The organism is Streptomyces sp. 8L (genome assembly GCF_020176795.1).
In the GTDB taxonomy this organism is placed as follows: Bacteria; Actinomycetota; Actinomycetes; order Streptomycetales; family Streptomycetaceae; genus Streptomyces.
Window position 1 is genome coordinate 1 of the sequence record NZ_JAIUKE010000116.1, and the last position, 15,598, is coordinate 15,598.

Consider the following 15,598-nt stretch of genomic DNA (forward strand, 5'->3'; position numbering starts at 1 on the left):
GAGCGCAGGTACGGAAACGCGTGGGCGGGACCGGCGCGCTTCCCGGACCCTCACGCGCCCCGCGCCGCCTCCCGCGCGCCCCCTACGATGGCGCGCATGGCCACGATCAGTCCGTCTCCCGCGCCGCCCTCCGCGGTGCGTACGGCCCTGATCCTGGCCCTGCTCGCCGGAGTCCTCGCCATGCACGGCCTCGCGCAGCACGGGGCCCCGGGCCCCGGGTACACGGCCTCCGGAAGCACCGGCCACACGGCGCCTGCCGCACGGGGCACCGCCGCCCCGCACGGCGGTCCTTCAGGGGCCGCCGGCCGGGCGCACGGCACGGACCCCGCGCCGTGCGGGGGAGGAGCCGAAGGCAGCGGGGGCCACGCGGCCACCATGTGCCTGGCCGACTCCACCGCCACCGGCTACACCGCGCCGGTCCTCACCGAGGCGGGCACCGCGCTTCCGGCGCCAGGGACCCCCGCGACGGCCGCCGGGGCACCACGGGCGGTGCCCGGCCGGGCCCCGCCCGATCTCAGCGAACTCCAACTCCTGCGGATATAGGGAACGGCATCCCGCACGGCACCGCCGGCGCGCCCCAGCGCGCGGTGCCGCGCCCCCGGATGTCCGTCGTCCCACGCGTCTCACCTTTCCGCACAAGGAGTCGTACCCCCATGACCACACCTCCCCGCCCCCTTCGCGCCGCGGCGGCGACCGCCGGCCTCGCGCGCGCCGCGCGCGTTCTCACCGCGTGCAGCTCCGCAGGCGACGGCACGCCGGGCACTGCCCCGCAGGGCGGCGCGCCGTCGGCGTCCGTGAGCCCCGGCGCCCACAACGCCCAGGACGCCGCCTTCGCCCGGGCGATGATCCCCCACCACCGGCAGGCCGTCGCCATGGCGGCCCTCGCGCCGCAGCGCGCCGGATCGGCTGCCGTACGCACGCTGGCCGCCCGCATCGGGCGGGCCCAGAGCCCCGAGATCACCGTCATGACGGGCTGGCTCGCCGCGTGGGGTGTGAGCGCGCCGTCGGCAGGCACGCCGTCGGCCGGGTCCGGCGAACACACCGGCATGCCGGGTATGTCCGGCATGGGCTCGTCAGTCACGGCCTCGGCCCGGCCCGCGCCGCACGGGTCAGGGGCGTCCGCGGCCATGCCCGGCATGATGAGCGACGCCGACCTGGCCACCCTGCGCGGCCTCAAGGGCGCCGCGTTCGACACCGCGTTCCTGCGGATGATGATCGGCCACCATCAGGGCGCCGTGACCATGGCCCGCGCCGAGCGCAGCGGCGGTGTGTACCGTCCGGCCAAGGCGCTGGCCGCGTCGATCGCCACCTCCCAGACCGCCGAGATCCGGCAGATGCGGACACTGCTCGGCGCGCCGTGACCAGAGGGTGATCCGGGGCTGGTCCCCGCGTTGCGCGGGGCAGGCGGCGGCGCCTTCGGCCCTGTCCCTGCCCCGCGGAACCGCACGTCCGGGCCCGGGACGTCCGCGCCCGGACGTCAGTCGACCAGGGCCTGCCGGACCAGCCCCCGCAGGTAGGGGCGGATCGGGTAGGTGCTGGACGGAAGCAACTGGGTGAAGAAGGACACCGTGATGTCCTCGGCCGGATCGACCCAGAAGGCGGTGCTCGCCGCACCTCCCCAGCCGTACTCGCCCTTCGACGCGAGGCCCCGCAGCGCCACCGGGTCGGTGACCACGGAGAAACCGAGCCCGAAGCCCGTCCCGTCGAAGGGCGTCTCGCTGAACAGCCGCCGCCCGAAGCTCTCCAGATCCGCTCCGCCCGGCAGCTGGTTGCGCGTCATGTGGTCGACGGTGCGCGAACCGAGCAGTCGTACTCCGCCGGCCGCGCCGCGCCCGCGCAGCATCTCCATCAGCCGGTGGTAGTCGGCGGCTGGCCCCATCAGCCCGCCGCCGCCCGACAGGTAGCTCGGGCGCGCGGTGAGGGCCTGGCCCATGGAGCCCGAGGGCGCGAGACCGCCGCGGGCCGCGGGCGTGTAGAGCGAGGCGAGCCGGTCCGCCCCCTCCTCGGAGACGTGGAAGCCGGTCTCGGTCATCCCGAGCGGTTCGAAGATCCGGGTGCGGAAGAACGCGTCGAGACTCTGACCCGAGGCGACTTCGACGACCCGCCCCAGCACGTCCGTCGACAGCGAGTAGTTCCACTCGGCGCCCGGCTGGAACAGCAGCGGTATCTCCGCCCACGCGTCGCAGGAGTCGGCGAGTGTGTATCCGCTCGGCTGGCCCCACTCGAAGCCGCGGGCGCGCAGCATCGCGTCGACCGGGTGCGCCCGCATGAACCCGTAGGTGAGGCCCGAGGTGTGGGTGAGCAGGTTCCACACGGTCATCGGCCGGGCGGCCGGCTCCGTGACCGGCCGCAGGTCGCTGCCGCCGGTGAAGACCCTCAGGTCCGCGAAGGACGGGATGAACCTCTCCACGGGGTCCGTGAGTTGGAGGGCGCCCTCCTCGTAGAGCATCATCGCGGCCACCGAGGTGACGGGCTTGGTCATCGAGTACCAGCGCCACAGCGTGTCCACCTCCACCGGACGGCCCGACGTGAGGTCGCGGAGCCCGTACGTGGACAGGTGGACGACGTGCCCCGCACGGCTCACCGTGATCAGCCAGCCGGGCAGCCGCCCGTCGTCCACGTACGGGCGGAAGTACCGGTCGATCCGGGCCAGCCGGTCCGGGGCGAAGCCGAGTTCACCGGCTTCCGCGTCCACACCGAAATCAGCCATGTTCCGCCTCCACGGGAAGTCGCGCGTGTGCCGTCGAGCGGGACCGTGCCGTGCGGACCCGCTCTACGGAATTCCAGTCCGTCGAACGATCAGACCCCGCGCCGCCGTTCCGCTCCGGCGAAGAAGGCGGTGAGTCCGTGCGGACGGCCGACGGCCGCGCGGACCGCGTGCCGCACCTGCCGTGCGGTGGTGCGCGGTCGACGCGCGCCGCCTCGCGGCCGGGCGGTCGGTACCGCTCTATTCCGCTGGAGTCCACCGGGGGGCTCGGACAGAATGGCCTGCCGTTCACGGCCAGGACAGCGAGAGGACCCGCGCGCGCATGACGGAGGACGACATCACGGGGAACGTACGGCGCCTGCCCGCTCCGGCGGTGGTCACGGCGGGGGAGGGCGGCGGCGCCACGGTGGCCGCGAGCGCGGTGTCCGCCGCCCACGGCGCGGCGGCGACCGGGAGCGAGGCGCGGATACCGGACACCGGCGGGCCCGGCACGGTGATCCTGCTGTGATCCTGCTCAACGGCGCGTCCAGCTCCGGCAAGTCGAGCATCGCCGCCGAACTGCTCCCGATCCTCGACGACACGTACTTCCATCTGCCCGTCGACGCGTTCCACGCCCTGCGCGTCGACCGCGACATCGCGGAAGGGGACCTCCAGGCGGAGATCGACCGTACGGTCAAGGGCTTCCACCGGGCTGTCGCGGGCATGGCGGCGGTCGGCAACAACCTCGTGGTGGACATCCCCATGAGCCGCCGCTGGCGCCTGCTCGACTGCCTGAACCTGCTCGACCCGCGCCATGTCGTCCTCGTCAAGGTCTACTGCCCGCTGCCCGAACTGCTCCGGCGCGAGGAGGCGCGCGGCGACCGCACCCCGGGCCTCGCGGCGGCGCAGTATCCGCGCGTCCACGCGCACGGCGTCCACGACGTGGAGTGCGACACTGCTCGCCAGTCGCCGCGCGCGTGCGCGGAGCGCATCAAGGCGTACCTCGCCGCGCCGCACCGTCCGACCGCCTTCGAGCGGCTCACGACCTGACCGCGAACCGGGCGGACAAAGGCGGTTGAGGCCCAGCACACGGGCGCGCGGCCGGCCGCCGCGGGGGCCGGGTGCCGGTTCCGCGGCAGCGGGGGGGGGCCGTCCGTACGCGTCGGCGAGCGGCGCGCGGGAACGGCCGGGGCCCTGTTCCGCCGCGGCCTCAGCCGTGGCGGCCGTGGTGTGCCGGGGGAACCGGCCGGGTGCTCGACGGCGGCGCCTGGCGCGGGTCGCTGCCCCACTTCCTGTTCGGCTCCGAACCCATCACCAGCGTGAGCCTTCCGCCCGACACGATCTCCTCGTGCGTGATCCAGGCACGGTCGATCGGCCGCCCGTTCAGCCGCGCCGAGCGCACGTACAGGTTCGCGGCCGAGTTGTGCACGGCCTCCACGGTGAACCGGGTGCCGCGGCTCGTGGTGAACACGGACTCGTCGAACAGCGGACTGCCGATCGCGTACACGCCGCTCGCCGGGGCCACCGGGTAGAACCCGGACGCGGCCAGCACGTACCACGCCGACATCTGCCCGCAGTCGTCGTTGCCCGCCAGGCCCGCGGGGCCGGTGGCGTACGCGTACTCGCACACGTACCGCGACCACTTCTGCGTCAGCCAGGGCGCGCCCGCGTGCACGAACATGAACGCCATCTGGTGCACCGGCTCGTTGGAGTGGTTGTACTTGTCGTTCCACTTCATCATCGCGTCAGGCGGCGTCTGTTCGAACATGTCGTTCAGCCGGGTCACGAAGGCGTCCTTGCCACCGAGCAGGCCGATCAGCCCCGGCACGTCGTGCGGCACGAACCAGCCCTGCTGGTCCGGGTTGGACTCGACGCAGCCGTCCTGGTCGCCCATCCACGAGCCGTCCGCGTTGCGGCCCCTGAACCAGCCCGCGTCCTTGCTGAAGACGTTGCGGTAGTTCTGGGCCGTGCCGTCCAGGGCCCTCGCGTCCGCGTGCCGTCCTGTCGCCTCGGCGAACCGGGCCAGCGCGTAGTCCGAGTAGCTGTTCTCCAGCGTCTTGGACAGGCTGGTGTCGACGCAGTAGCCGAGCGCCGTCCAGTTCTGGAAGTCGTTGCGGTTGGACTTGTCCGCGGGACCGAGGGCCACGTCGCGGCAGTACGCGTACGCCTTGTCCACGTCGAAACCGCGCACCCCCTTCACATACGCCTCGGAGATGATGTTCACCGCCGGGTCGCCGACCATGGTGTCGGTGTCGGTGCCCAGCAGCTCCCAGCGTGCGAGGCCCTTCACCGCGCCCGAATCGGTCAGTGCCACCAGGGTGTTGATCTGGTCGCTCACCGTCTGCTCGTCGATGATCGTCAGCAGCGGGAACTCGCCGCGGAAGACGTCCCAGCCGCTGAAGACCGTGCGCTGTGTGAACGGGTCGTGCCGAACGGGCCCCTCGCCGAAGCGTGAGGCGCCGTCCGCGTCGCTGGAGATCCGCGGGTCGATCATGGTGTGGTACAGCGCGGAGTAGAAGATCTCCCGCTGGGTGTCCGTGCCGCCCTTGACCGCGACCTTCCCCACGGCCTCCGCCCACGCGTCGCGCGCGGCCGCCTCGACCCGGTCGAAGTCCCAGCCGGGGAGGGAGTCCTGGAGGTTCCGGCGGGCGCCCTCCGTGCTCGTGAACGACACCCCGGCCTTCAGCAGCACCCGCTGCCCCGCCTTCACCGGGAACTCCACGAAGAAGCCGGCACTGTCGCTCGCGCTCGTCTGCGAGGCGGCGTCCCGCGTGACGGTGTCGCCGTCCCAGGTGCCGAGCGAGGAGATCGGCCGCTCGAAGCGCATCGAGAAGTACACCGTGTACGTGGGGCCGTTGCCGCAGATCCATCCGCCGCCGGAGCGGTCGGCCTTCATGGAGCCCTCGACCGTGTAGCGGTCGGTCAGCCGCAACTCCTGTGCCACCGAGTGCGATCCGTCGAAACCGATGCGGCGCGCGAGGTCGACCTTCACCCGCCCCGTGCCCGCCTCCTGGAAGGTGAACCGCAGCATGCCCGCGCGGCGGGCGGCCGTCAGTTCCGCCCGCACCTTGTAGCGGTCGAGGTCCACCGCGTAGTACCCGGCCCGCGCCACCTCCGTCTCCTTGCGGTACGGGCTGTTGGCGGCGACCCGGTCGGTCACCAGGTCCCCGGTCCCGGGCATCACCTGGAGGTTGCCGAGGTCCCCGTAGCACCCGATGCCGCCGAGGTGCAGGAAGCTGAACCCCTCGATCGTCGTCATGTCGGCGGAGTAGCCACTGCCGTTGTCGCCGCCGCTGACGGTGTCGGGGCTCAGCTGCACCATGCCGAACGGGGTGTCCGCGCCGGGGAACGTCTTGCCGCAGGCCGTGTCGGGGGAGGTCGTCAGCGCGCCGGTCAGCGGATTGACCAGATCGACGGGCGCGGTGGCCCTCCGTACCGTGTCCGCCGCGGCGGCGGTCCCGCGTGCCGCGCCGGCCGGTACGCGCGGGGCGCCGGCCGCCTGCGCCGCCCCGCCGGCCCCGAGGGCGACGAGTGCGCCGGCCCCGGTGCCGGCGAGGAACGTGCGCCTGTTCAGCGGGCCTTCACGGCGGTCCCGGTCCACGAGCGGCTCCTTCTGTTTGACAACGTTGTCTTACTCCGGGTCAACTTCCGCCATCCGGGCCGGACTGTCAAGGGGTCGCGCCGCGGCGGACGCGGAAACCCGCAGGTCTGCCGTGGACGGGTGGGACAGGGGTCGCGTGGAGCAGAGCGGGGCGGGGCCGCAGGCGGCCCGGGCCGCTCCGACGGCAGGTGGCGACGCGTCCGGGGCCGGCCGGCGCAGAGGTTCCGGGCTTCATGCCTCGGTCGTCCTGCCTCGACCGTCACGCCTCGGGCATAAGGATCGGGAATCCCACCGGCCCGTCGCTCAGGGCCTGTTCCGTCCAGATCGTCTTGCCCCTGCGGCCGTACCTGCTGCCCCACCGCTGCGCGCACTGCGCCACGATGTACAGCCCGCGCCCGCCCTCGTCGGTGTCGCCCGCACGCACCAGGCGCGGCTGCGTGTTGCTGGGGTCGGAGACCTCGCAGATCAGGACGGACGAGCGGGTCAGGCGCAGCCCCACCGGCCCGCCGGCGTACCGGACCGCGTTGGTGACGAGTTCGCTCACGATCAGCTCCGTCGTCAGGCTCAGCTCCTCCAGCCCCCACGCGGCGAGCTGGTCGTCGGCCAGCTTCCGCGCCTGGGCGACCGCCTCGGGATCGGCCGGCAGCTGCCAGGCGGCCGTGTCCGAGGGAGGGATGACCCGGGTACGCGCCATCAGCAGCGCGATGTCGTCGCGGGGCTGCTGTTCGCCCAGGGCGTCGAGAAGGCTCCCCCCGTAGTCCCGCAGCCCGGCGCCGGGGCGCCACGAGGACGCGAGCCGCTCCCGTACCCGCTCCAGTCCCGCGTCGGCGTCGAAGTCGGTGAGGGCGAGCAGTCCGTCGGTGAACAGGGCCAGGACACTGCCGGGCTCGGGCTCCAGCGTCACCGACTGGTACGGGACGCCGCCGACGCCGAGCGGCGGCCCCGGCGGCGACTCCACGAAGGAGGCGGTGCCGTCGGGCGTGATCAGCACAGGCGGCGGCTGTCCCGCGTTGGCGAGCGTGCAGCGTCCCGCGATCGGATCGTAGACCGCGTACAGGCAGGTCGCCCCGACGGCGTCCTTCTGCTCGGCGGGGGTCTCGGCGGCGAGGCGCTGGATGAGGTCGTCGAGGCGGGTGAGGACCTCGGCCGGGTCGAGTTCGAGGTCCGCGAGCGTGAGGATCGCGGTGCGCAGCCTGCCCATGGTGGCCGTCGCGGGCAGCCCGTGCCCGATGACGTCGCCGATGACCAGCGCGGCCCGCAGCGACGGCAGGGTCACGATGTCGAACCAGTCGCCGCTGATGTCGGCCCCGCCGGAGGCGGGCCGGTAGATCCCCTCCGCCTCCACCGCCGCGATGTCGGCGGCGGCGCGCGGCAGCAGCCGCTCCTGGAGCGACACCGCGGCGCGGTGCTCGCGCATGTAGCGCCGCGCGTTGTCGATGCCCAGTGCGGCGCGGGACGCGATCTCCGCCAGCAGGCCGAGCTCATCGCCGTCGAGCGGCTCCGAGCGGTCCGTACGCCATACCGACACCGCCCCGAGCCCGAACCCCCGTGCCAGGAGCGGCGCCACGGAAACGGACTTGGCGCCCTCGGGCACGAGGAGGTCCCCCAGTTCCCGGCTGGGCAGGGCGTCCGCCAGATCCCGGTGCGTGAGGGTGACGGTCTGGCCCTTCTGGAGGCTTCTCAGGGGAGCGCTGTCGGGAAGCCGCGGATAGTCGCCGCCCGTGCCGAGCAGGGGCGCGGGCCAGTCGTCTCCCTCGTGGGCCACGGCGACCCGGGTCAGGCGCGGGGTGCCCCAGCCGAGGGTCCGCGACGGGTTGTCGCCGGCGAGGACACCCTCCGAGAGGTCGACCGTCACGAGGTCGCCCAGCCCCGGCATCAGGACGTCCGCCAGGTCCTGGGCCGTGCGGCGGATGTCGAGGGAGGGGCCGATACGGTCCGCCGCCTTGCGCAGCAGGGCCAGATGGCGCCGGTCGCGCAGTTCCTTCGTCGCGTCGTAGGTCAGCACGGCCACGCCGTCCGGGACGCCGTCACCGTCGTCGAGCCGGAAGGCGGACACGGAGGCGACGCGGGGCTGCCGGGTGGGCGCCGCGGCCAGGCGCAGCGACTGCACCTTGCCGAGTACGGGCGCCCCGGTCCGCATGACGTCCGCGAGCAGGTTCCGCAGCGCCTCCGCGTCGGGTTCGTACAGCTGTGCGTCCCACTGGTCGCCGAGCGCGGCGGGGCCGTCGGGCAGGGTGGGTGCCGCGTTCGTGCGCAGCCTGCGCTGCTCGCCGTCGTGGATCGCCACACCGATACGGTCCTGCCCCAGCAGCGCCCGGAACAGCGAGATGCCCTGGGACCACTCCGAGGCGGTCGTGGAATCGAGGGCCAGCAGGACGCGGCGGTCGCCGGGCGGCAGCGGCAGTACGCCGAGCGTGACCGCGCGGCCCCCCACCGTCACATGCCCCACGCCGGAGGACTCCGCGCGCACCAGGCTGCGGCACTCCCGCTGCGGGGACACCATCTCCCAGACCGGGACACCCACCGCCTGGGCGGTGTCATGCCGAAAGAGCCGCGCCGCCTCCGCCGACCAGGACAGGATCGTGCCCTCTTGGTCCAGGACGGCTACGGCGACGGCATCGAGCCGGAATCCCCCGTGAAGGACGCTGCCCTCGTCTGAGTCCACGCTGGCTCCTCCCGCCAGGCGAGAGTGTTTTGTCAACTTTACCCCGACATGTGCGCCGAACGAATCTTGAACGGACGGCCACGAGGTCCTGGACGGCTCTCGCGGCCTGCCCGCCGGGGCGGCACGGCTGCGGCGGGGCCCGCCGCGCAAGGGTGCAGGAGGGTCCAGGAGGGCCTGTTCCGCCCTCGCGGCGCCAGGGAACCGGGCGTGTGCCCGGGTGGTCCAACGGTGCCGCCCGCGCCCCTCCGGGTCCTTGCGGGGGCGCCTCCAGCCGGGGCGTGGCTGGTCCGCGCGGGGATCGCTCCCGGGGCGCGGGGCGCTCGGCCACGCGCAGTGCGCCGGCGCCTCCATAGGTCAGACAGTTCCGCCGCCCGGCGAGGCTGCCCCGGACGGGCGGGGAAGGACAGACCGGCTGGTACGGGATGGACGCCGGGGCCCTCCCGGCGGGGAGCCGCCCTGCCGGGGACGCCCCGCCGGGCGGGGACCCGCCTGGTCCCTGCCCGGGTGGGACCACGGGTCTCGCGGGTCTGGTCACCCGGGCGCCCGTACGTGGCCATGGGCCGCGCCACCCGGTTCCGTACGCGGCCGGGGCGGGGCCCCGCGCCGGGTGGCACGCATCGGTGCGTCCCCCGCGCCCGCGCCGCCGCGCGGCGCGGGCGCGGCGCTCTCACGGCGTGACGGGTGTCTTCCCGGCGCGTGCGAGGCGCCTGGCCGTGGACTCCTCCGGGTCCAGGACCGGGACGGCCGCCAACAGGCCCTTCGTGTAGGCGTGTTCCGGAGCCTCGTAGACGCGCTCCGCCGGGCCCTGTTCGACGACGCGACCGGCCCGCATCACCAGCACGCGGTCGCTCACCTGGCGCACCACGGCCAGGTCGTGTGCCACGAAGACCAGCGACAGGCCCAGTTCCCGCTGGAGTTCGCCGAGCAGCTCGACGATGTGCGCCTGCGTGGTGACATCGAGCGCCGACACCGGCTCGTCACACACGATCAGCTTCGGCCGGGGCGCCAACGCCCGTGCGATGCCCACACGTTGCCGCTGTCCGCCGGAGAACTCGTGCGGATACCTGTCGTACCAGGCCGGATCGAGGCCGACCCTGTCGAGCAGCTCGCGTACCCGGGCCCGCACGGTGCGGTCGTCCAGGCCGCCCGCCGACCGCAGCGGATCGGCGATCGACTCGCCGATGCTGCGGCGCGGGTTGAGGGACGACACCGGGTCCTGGAAGACCATCTGGAGCTCGCGCCGCAGCGGCCGCAGCCGGCGTTCCGACAGGTGGCCTATCTCCTGCCCCCCGTAGCGGAGGGAGCCGCCGGACGGCTCCAGCAGCCGGACCAGCATGCGGCCCAGTGTGGTCTTGCCGCTGCCGGACTCGCCCACCACTCCGAGTGTCTCGCCCCGGCCGATGCTCAGCGACACGCCGTCGACCGCGTGGACCAGACCACGGCGGCTCCCGAACTCCCTTCGAAGACCGACCGCTTCGAGCAGCCACTCGCACGCGTCCGGACCACTGCCGTCCGGTGCCTCGGACGCCTCTGACGCCTCTGACGCCGCGGCCTCCGCGCGTCGCGCCTGGCCCGTACGCGCGGTGGGTTCTCCGCCGGGTGCCGTTGTCCCTGCCCGGTTCGCCGCCGGAGCGTCCGCGCGGGGCACGGCGGAGACCAGCTCCCGTGTGTACGCCTCGCGCGGCGCGCCCAGCACCTCGCGCACCGTGCCGCGCTCCACCGCACGTCCGTCCCGCATCACGAGGACGTCGTCCACGGTGCCCGCGACCACGCCGAGGTCGTGGGTGACGAGGAGCAGCCCGGCGCCGGTCTCGGCGCGCAGCTCGTGCAGCAGGTCGAGGATCTGTGCCTGCACGGTCACGTCGAGGGCGGTCGTCGGCTCGTCGGCGACCAGCAGCCGGGGCCGGCAGGCGAGCGCCATGGCGATCACCGCACGCTGCCGCATCCCGCCGCTGAACTCGTGCGGGCGGGCCCGGGAGCGCCGTGCCGCGTCCGGGATGCCGACCCGGTCCAGGACCTCGACGGCGCGGGTACGGGCCTCCCGGCGCGTCCCCTTGTGGTGGACCTGGTACACCTCGGCGATCTGGTCGCCGATCGCGTAGTAGGGATCAAGGGCGGAGAGCGGGTCCTGGAAGACCATCGCGGCCAGCCCGCCGCGCAGTCTGCGCAGGTCGTCGCCGTCCGCCGCCAGCGCGTCCACGCCCGCCACGGTGGCCGAGCCGGCGACCCGGGCTCCGGTGTCCCGGTGCAGCCCGAGCAGCCCGAACGCGACCGTGCTCTTGCCGGAGCCGGACTCGCCCACGATGCCGAGGGCCCGGCCCGCGCCGATCGTGAACGACAACCCGTCCACTGCCCGTACGGCTCCCTCACCCGTGGGGAACTCCACGACAAGGTCGCGCACCTCCACGAGCGGCGCGGCGGCTTCGGGGCCCGCGCCCGCCCGTTCGCCGTCGCCCGCGCCGGGGCCGGAAGCGTCGTCGGTCACTGGAGCACCACCCGTCGGTCGATCACGGCATACAGCACGTCGGCGCCCGCGTTGGCCACCACCACACAGAATCCGGTCACCATCACGAGACCCACCACGACCGGCAGGTCGATCTGCGACACGGACTCCACGAGGAGCCGCCCGAGGCCGGGCAGCCCGAACAGCGACTCCGTCAGCACCGCGGAGCCGAACATCGTGCCGAGGTCGAGCGCGCTGAGCGCGATCACCGGCGTCAGGGCGCCGCGCAGCGCGTGGCGGGTGATGAGGTGCCGCTCGCTGACCCCGTACGCGCGAAACGTCCTGATGTGGTCCTCGGCCAGGGTCTCCAGCATGGACGAGCGGGTCAGCCGGGCGTACTTGGCCGACTCGATCAGTGCGAGCGAGACCCACGGCAGCAGCAGCCCCCAGAACCACTGCTGCGGGTCCGTCGTCAGGGACACGTAGTCGGGGAACGGCAGCCACTGGAGCGTCGAGCAGAACAGCAGGAGCAGCAGGAGGCCGATCACGAACACCGGCATCGAGTTGCCCGCAAGCGTCAGCCCGGTCAGCGCCCGCTCGGTCAGCCGCCCGCGCCGCAGCGCGGACAGCAGGCCCGTCCCGACGCCGAGCGCCAGCCACAGCACCATCGCCCCGAGCGCCAGCGAAGCCGTCACCGGGAGCCGCGTACCGATCATGGACGTGACCTGCTCGCTCGTGCGGTACGAGACGCCCAGGCAGGGCGCGTGGCAGTGCAGTACGCCCGTACCCGTGGAGAAGTCCCGCCCGGCGACGATGCCTTGCAGGAAGTGTGCGTACTGGAGGTAGACGGGCGCGTCCACCCCGAGCCGCTGGCGGACCTGCTCGACCTGCGCGGGGCTGCACTTGGGCCCGCACGACAGCTGGGCGGGATCGCCGGGGGCGACGTAGAACGCCACGTAGATCACGATCGACAGCACCAGCAGGACGACGAGCGCGCCGATCACCCTGCGGATCAGATAGCGCGTCATACGACTGCCCCCCGGTCCCCGCCCGTGGCCTCGTGGCCGCCGTCCGCGCCGGCGGCCCGCCGGTCGCGGCGCCGGCCCGCGCGCCCGCCGCCGATCCGCAGCCGCGACGCGGCCCTCGGGTCGAGCGCGGTGCGCACCGCGTCGCCGAGCAGGGCGAACGACAGCGTCGTAATGAAGATCATCAGGGAGGGCAGGAGCACGTACATCGGATCGGCCTGGAACCAGGTCGTCGCCGCCGTCAGCATCTGCCCCCACGAAGAGGTGGGCGGCCGCACACCCACACCGAGGAACGACAGGCCCGCCTCGCTGACCACGTTGGCGGGCAGCAGCAGAGCCGCGTACGTCACCACCGGGGCCGCCAGCGACGGCAGCAGCTCCCTGCGGGCCACCCGCCAGCCGCGCGACCCGCCGAGCCGCGCCGCCGCCACGTAGTCCAGCGACTTCAGGCTCAGCGTCTGCGCGCGCACCACGCGCGCGGTGCCGCCCCAGCCCAGCAGGCCGATGACGAGCAACAGCAGCAGCGGGCGCGGGAATCCGGCCGGTACGACCGCCATCAGCGCGATCGCGAACACCAGCGTCGGCAGCGCCAGCATCACATCCGTGGTGTGCGCGAGGATCTGGTCCAGCAGCCGGTTGCCGAGCCCCGCCGCGAGCCCGATCGCCAGCCCGATCGCCACCTGGACGACGGTCGCGCCGACCGACACGAGCAGCGACACCTGCGCGCCGTACACGAGCCGCGCGAACAGGTCCCGGCCGGTGCCGGGTTCGACCCCCAGCCAGTGGGTACCGCTCACGCCGCCGAACGAGCCGATCGGCACACCGCCCGAGGCGGAGTTCACCAGCGAGTCGTGGTAGGTGGTGGGGTCCTGGCCCTCGGCTGCCGCGAGCAGCGGCGCCGCGACGGCGACGAGGACCAGCAGGACGAGGACGGCGCCGCCCGCGAGCGCGGCCGGCTGACTCCGCAGCCGGTTCCACACCTGCCGGGCGCCGGCGGCGGAGGACACCGCCGCCGGTTCACCCACGAGGAGTTGTTCTGTACTCATGACCGGCAGATCCGCGTCACTTGACCGCGACCTGGGAGATGTCGAGCACTCCGGTCCAGTCGCTGATCACCACGTTGCGTACGTCCTTGCCGACGAGCCGCTTGTAGACCGGGTGCAGCAGCGGCACGGTCAGCGCCTGCGCGCCGATCTTCTTGTCCAGTGCGCCCCACTGCTTCGCGGCCGCGGCGTGGTCGGTGAGCTTGTTGATGCTGTCGATGGTCTTGTTCACCGACGGGTCGTTCAGCTGCGCCGAGTTGAAGTTCGAACCGCCCTTGACGATCTGCCGGCCGTCGAAGATCGGCGCGATGAACGGACCGCCTGAGGGCCAGTCCGCGCCCCACGTGGTGAAGAAGAGGCCGGGCTCGGTGGAGATCGAGCGGACCGTCTGGTTGTACTTGTTCTCCTCCAGGCCGTCGAGCTTCACCGTGATGCCGGCCGTCTTGAGGGCACCCTGCACGGCGGAGGCCAGGGCCGGTCCCGAGTTGTTGTCGTCGCTCTCGGAGTGTGTGAGCGTGATGGTCAGGCCGTGCGGGTAACCGGCCTGCTTCAGCAGCTCCTTGGCCTTCGCCGGGTTGCCGCTCTTGCCGGCCGGGAACGGGTCGTACGGCGTGTAGCCGAAGGCCGCCTGGTTCGGCAGGAAGGTGGTGGCGGGCTCGGCGAGCGACGAGCCTCCGGCCGCGTTCACCACCGACGTGCGGTTGACCGCGTAGGAGATCGCCTCCCGGACCTTCGGATTGTCGAACGGCTTCACCTTGGGGTTGAACGCCAGGTAGTCCGTCTCGCCGAAGTGGCCGGTGCCGACGCGCGACGCGAGTTCCTTGTCGCCGGTGACCTTGGCGAGTTCGGCGGGGCCGAGGTTGGTGTCCGTGGTGATGGCGGCCGCGTCGGGGCCGGTGCCCGCGGAGAGGCGCTGGTTGATCACCGCGGTGTCGAGGCCACCCTGCACGTCGATGGTGTCGGGGTAGTCCTTGCGCTGACTGTCGGTCTTCGCCGACCAGTTGGGGTTGCGCTTGAAGGTCAGGTCGAGACCGTTGTTCTCGTTCTTGACCACCTCGTAGGGGCCCGAGGATATCGGGTGGTCCGCGTACTTCGTACCGGTGTCCTTCGCCTTCGGCACGGGCGTGAACTGCGTCTGCGTCGCCAGGTAGGGGAAGTCGCCCTCAGGCTTGTTCAGATGGAAGACGATGGTCGACGCGTTCGGCGTCTCGATCGCCGCGAGCCCCTTCTTGTCCTTGTAGGGGCCCTGATAGCCGGCGGCCCCGACCAGCCAGTCCCGCAGGTACGGGGCGCCGCCCGACAACTCCGCCGCGAACGACCGCTCGATGCCGTACTTGATGTCGGCCGTGGTGATCGGTGTGCCGTCCTCGAACTTCAGGCCGCTCTTGAGGTGGTACGTCCACACCGTCGCGTCGTGCGAGGGCTCACCCGTGTTCGTGGCGAGGTCCGGCACCACCTTGTTGCCGGCCGCGCCCGAGGCGCGGTTGCGGGTGGTGAGCGTACGGAACACGAGGGACGGGATGTTGCCACCGCCCGACGTGTACTCGCGGGCCGGGTCGAAGTTCGTCATCGGCGTCTGGTTGAGGACGAGCAGCTTCCCGCCCTTCTGCGGCTTGCCGCCGCCGCCTTCCGCGCTCGCTCCTGACTTGTCCGGTCCGCAGGCGCAGGCGGCGACGGCGAGCGTGGCGGTGACGGCCACGGCTGCCGCCGTGCGGCGGGAGAGATGGGGGGAACGGGACATCGGCTTCGGCCTTTCGCTGCCAGGGAAGGGGGAGAACCGCAGGCAGCAGGGGACCGACCGAGGAGGGAGGGGAGCGCCGCGCCCGCGCATCAAGGCCCGGACGCAGGAATCCGCACCTCGCGAGCGAGGGTGTGCGGGACTACGGGAAGGGGCCGGTCAGGGACAGAGGATGTCGGCGACGCAGTGCTCGGTCACCCCGATGAGCGCGACTGTGAAGGCGACGCGCTTGAGGGGCCAACGAGGAGTCATGCCGAGAAGAGTGAACGACTGTCCGAAAAAAGTCAAAACGATGCAGGTCAGAGCCGCGTGATAGTGACGGCGCTCACTCGGGGCGGCGAGCGCGCGGCAGGCGCCATTCGTCTGACATCCCGTAACGGGGGAGCCCGGCGCGGCC

At 72.9% G+C, this 15,598-nt stretch carries 12 protein-coding genes; 4 read left to right on the forward strand and 8 right to left on the reverse strand.

What is annotated here, in order from left to right; all coding sequences use genetic code 11:
* The first annotated feature begins 96 nt into the window (after positions 1-96).
* Together LCE31_RS11720 and LCE31_RS11725 are read left to right on the forward strand one after the other, a co-directional pair.
* Positions 97-543 (forward strand): DUF6153 family protein, encoded by a 447-nt coding sequence (locus LCE31_RS11720; protein ID WP_225014135.1) that lies wholly within the window; start codon positions 97-99, stop codon positions 541-543.
* 110 nt (positions 544-653) lie between these two features.
* A complete protein-coding gene (locus tag LCE31_RS11725) occupies positions 654-1,361 on the forward strand; it encodes a DUF305 domain-containing protein (protein WP_225014136.1) in 708 nt (235 codons plus the stop codon).
* A gap of 116 nt (positions 1,362-1,477) precedes the next feature.
* On the opposite strand, the gene LCE31_RS11730 is transcribed toward LCE31_RS11725, so the two are convergent.
* Entirely contained in the window at positions 1,478-2,710 is a 1,233-nt protein-coding gene (locus LCE31_RS11730) for a serine hydrolase domain-containing protein (protein ID WP_225014137.1), read from the reverse strand.
* Between the two features lie 319 nt (positions 2,711-3,029).
* Here LCE31_RS11730 and LCE31_RS11735 point away from each other — a divergent pair, with 319 nt between their 5' ends.
* Entirely contained in the window at positions 3,030-3,215 is a 186-nt protein-coding gene (locus tag LCE31_RS11735; RefSeq protein WP_225014138.1) for a hypothetical protein, read from the forward strand.
* Positions 3,212-3,736 carry a chloramphenicol phosphotransferase CPT family protein gene (locus tag LCE31_RS11740; protein ID WP_225014139.1) on the forward strand — a complete coding sequence of 175 codons (525 nt, stop codon included), beginning with the start codon at positions 3,212-3,214 and terminating at the stop codon, positions 3,734-3,736. The genes LCE31_RS11735 and LCE31_RS11740 overlap by 4 nt, the downstream gene beginning before the upstream one ends.
* 160 nt (positions 3,737-3,896) lie before the next feature.
* On the opposite strand, the gene LCE31_RS11745 is transcribed toward LCE31_RS11740, so the two are convergent.
* The 7 genes from LCE31_RS11745 to LCE31_RS41190 form a co-directional block, all read right to left on the reverse strand.
* Positions 3,897-6,287 (reverse strand): GH92 family glycosyl hydrolase, encoded by a 2,391-nt coding sequence (locus tag LCE31_RS11745; protein WP_225014140.1) that lies wholly within the window; start codon positions 6,285-6,287, stop codon positions 3,897-3,899.
* A gap of 259 nt (positions 6,288-6,546) precedes the next feature.
* Positions 6,547-8,952: a SpoIIE family protein phosphatase gene (locus tag LCE31_RS11750; protein ID WP_225014141.1), complete on the reverse strand. Its 2,406-nt coding sequence runs from the start codon at positions 8,950-8,952 to the stop codon at positions 6,547-6,549.
* A 667-nt stretch (positions 8,953-9,619) separates the two neighbouring features.
* A complete protein-coding gene (locus LCE31_RS11755; RefSeq protein ID WP_225014154.1) occupies positions 9,620-11,359 on the reverse strand; it encodes a dipeptide ABC transporter ATP-binding protein in 1,740 nt (579 codons plus the stop codon).
* Between the two features lie 74 nt (positions 11,360-11,433).
* Entirely contained in the window at positions 11,434-12,423 is a 990-nt protein-coding gene (locus LCE31_RS11760) for an ABC transporter permease (RefSeq protein ID WP_225014142.1), read from the reverse strand.
* Positions 12,420-13,466, reverse strand: a complete 1,047-nt coding sequence (locus tag LCE31_RS11765) for an ABC transporter permease (protein ID WP_225014143.1) — start codon at positions 13,464-13,466, stop codon at positions 12,420-12,422. The genes LCE31_RS11760 and LCE31_RS11765 overlap by 4 nt, the downstream gene beginning before the upstream one ends.
* Before the next feature lie 16 nt (positions 13,467-13,482).
* On the reverse strand, positions 13,483-15,204 hold the full coding sequence (locus LCE31_RS11770; protein ID WP_225014144.1) for an ABC transporter substrate-binding protein: 1,722 nt from the start codon (positions 15,202-15,204) through the stop codon (positions 13,483-13,485).
* A 156-nt stretch (positions 15,205-15,360) separates the two neighbouring features.
* Complete coding sequence (locus LCE31_RS41190) at positions 15,361-15,453, reverse strand: Ms4533A family Cys-rich leader peptide (RefSeq protein WP_374118453.1); 93 nt, start codon at positions 15,451-15,453, stop codon at positions 15,361-15,363.
* Positions 15,454-15,598 lie beyond the last annotated feature (145 nt).

What these genes read in the sequence shown, in the direction of transcription:
- LCE31_RS11720 (WP_225014135.1), top strand. Translation starts at nt 97, where the DNA reads ATGGCCACGATCAGTCCGTCTCCCGCGCCGCCCTCCGCGGTGCGTACG.
- LCE31_RS11725 (WP_225014136.1), top strand. Translation starts at nt 654, where the DNA reads ATGACCACACCTCCCCGCCCCCTTCGCGCCGCGGCGGCGACCGCCGGC.
- LCE31_RS11730 (WP_225014137.1), bottom strand. Translation starts at nt 2,710, where the DNA reads ATGGCTGATTTCGGTGTGGACGCGGAAGCCGGTGAACTCGGCTTCGCC.
- LCE31_RS11735 (WP_225014138.1), top strand. Translation starts at nt 3,030, where the DNA reads ATGACGGAGGACGACATCACGGGGAACGTACGGCGCCTGCCCGCTCCG.
- LCE31_RS11760 (WP_225014142.1), bottom strand. Translation starts at nt 12,423, where the DNA reads ATGACGCGCTATCTGATCCGCAGGGTGATCGGCGCGCTCGTCGTCCTG.
- LCE31_RS11765 (WP_225014143.1), bottom strand. Translation starts at nt 13,466, where the DNA reads ATGAGTACAGAACAACTCCTCGTGGGTGAACCGGCGGCGGTGTCCTCC.
- LCE31_RS11770 (WP_225014144.1), bottom strand. Translation starts at nt 15,204, where the DNA reads ATGTCCCGTTCCCCCCATCTCTCCCGCCGCACGGCGGCAGCCGTGGCC.
- LCE31_RS41190 (WP_374118453.1), bottom strand. Translation starts at nt 15,453, where the DNA reads ATGACTCCTCGTTGGCCCCTCAAGCGCGTCGCCTTCACAGTCGCGCTC.